General features: G+C 67.0%; 1 protein-coding gene. It reads right to left on the bottom strand.

The features are described 5' to 3' along the window. Positions 1–74: 74 nt before the first annotated feature. On the bottom strand, positions 75–1,325 hold the full coding sequence (locus tag ACFWQG_RS20285) for an IS256 family transposase (RefSeq protein ID WP_378509452.1): 1,251 nt from the start codon (positions 1,323–1,325) through the stop codon (positions 75–77). Positions 1,326–1,468: the final 143 nt, after the last annotated feature.

Genomic DNA, 1,468 nt, shown 5'->3' with positions numbered 1-1,468 from the left:
GACAGAGCCCCGTGAAGTGGTGGACTTCGGATCAGGCGCGAGATCGCGTAGTGATCAACGAGTCATGCTGAATGCTAGCTGATTTCGACGGCCTCCAGTGCCGTCCGGGCGGGTTCGGTGGCGGCGTGTTCCTTCGCGGCGATCACCGCCCGCAACTCGTCCATGGAGACATCGGAGACATAGCGGCGGGTGACCTGCCACTCGTCGTGCTGTTCGATCACCACCGCCGTTGCCAGACGCAGGAACGCGGCCGGGTTCGGGAAGATCTCCACGACATCGGCGCGGCGCTTGATCTCCTTGTTCAACCGCTCGATCGGATTGTTCGACCAGATCTTCTGCCAGTGCGCCCGCGGGAACGCCGTGAACGCCAGCACGTCGTGCTTCGCCGCCTCCATCATCGCCGCCACCTTCGGGAACGAGGCGGTGAGGGTGTCGACGACCTGGTCCCACTGCGCCGCGACCTCGACCGGGTCAGTGTGCGCGAAGATCGTCTTGACCGCCGCCATCACCGGCGGCACGTGCTTCGATGCGACCGCACCCTGCAGGTTGCGCATGAAGTGCACCCGGCACCGCTGCCACGATGCGCCCGTGAACTGTTGCGTGACAGCGGCTTTCAACCCTGCGTGGGCGTCGGAGACGACCAGGTGCACCCCCGACAGGCCACGGGCCTTGAGGCTGGCGACGAACTCGCGCCAGAACTCGAACGACTCGCTGTCGCCGACCGCGGTCCCGAGGACCTCGCGGGTGCCGTCGATCGACACCCCGGTCGCGACGACGAGGGCCTGGGAGACCACGTGCGCCCCGACCCGCACCTTGCAATAGGTCGCGTCCAGGTAGACGTAGGGGAAGGTGGTGTGCGTCAGCGTGCGTTCCCGGAACCGGGCCACCTCCGCGTCGAGGCCAGCGCAGATGCGGGAGACTTCCGACTTCGAGATCCCCGAGGTGACGCCGAGCGCGGCGACGAGGTCGTCGACGCTGCGGGTGGAGACGCCGTGCACATAGGCCTCCATGATCACCGCGTGCAGGGCCTTGTCGATCCGGCGGCGGCGTTCGAGCAGCGATGGGAAGAACGACCCTGCCCGGAGCTTGGGGATCTTCAGTTCGACGTCGCCGCTGGTTGTCGACACCGTCTTCGACCGGTGGCCGTTGCGGTGGGTGGTCCGGCCCTCGGTGCGTTCGTAGCGGCCAGCACCGAGGGTCTCGGTGGCCTCGGCCTCGATCAGTTCCTGCAGGCCGGCGCGGATCAGTTCGGCGAACACGGACGCCACGTCGGCGCCCTTGAGGGCGTCGAGGCGGGCCAGCAGTGCAGAATGCTCATGGGTCATCGCGTGGTCCTTCGTGTCGAGTCACTTTGGTCGGTAACTCGTTCACCTCTACGCGATGGCCCGTCCTTGCTACGGGACCGACACGCGGCCGATCCTGCAGGTCAGGGTCTCACCCGATTCCCACCACCCCAGGGGACTCTCCC

Origin of the sequence: Rhodococcus sp. NPDC058532 (assembly GCF_042719255.1) — a bacterium.
GTDB lineage: Bacteria > Actinomycetota > Actinomycetes > Mycobacteriales > Mycobacteriaceae > Rhodococcus_G.
The sequence above is the reverse complement of the archived record's forward strand: the minus strand, read 5'-3'. Positions and strand labels throughout refer to the sequence as shown.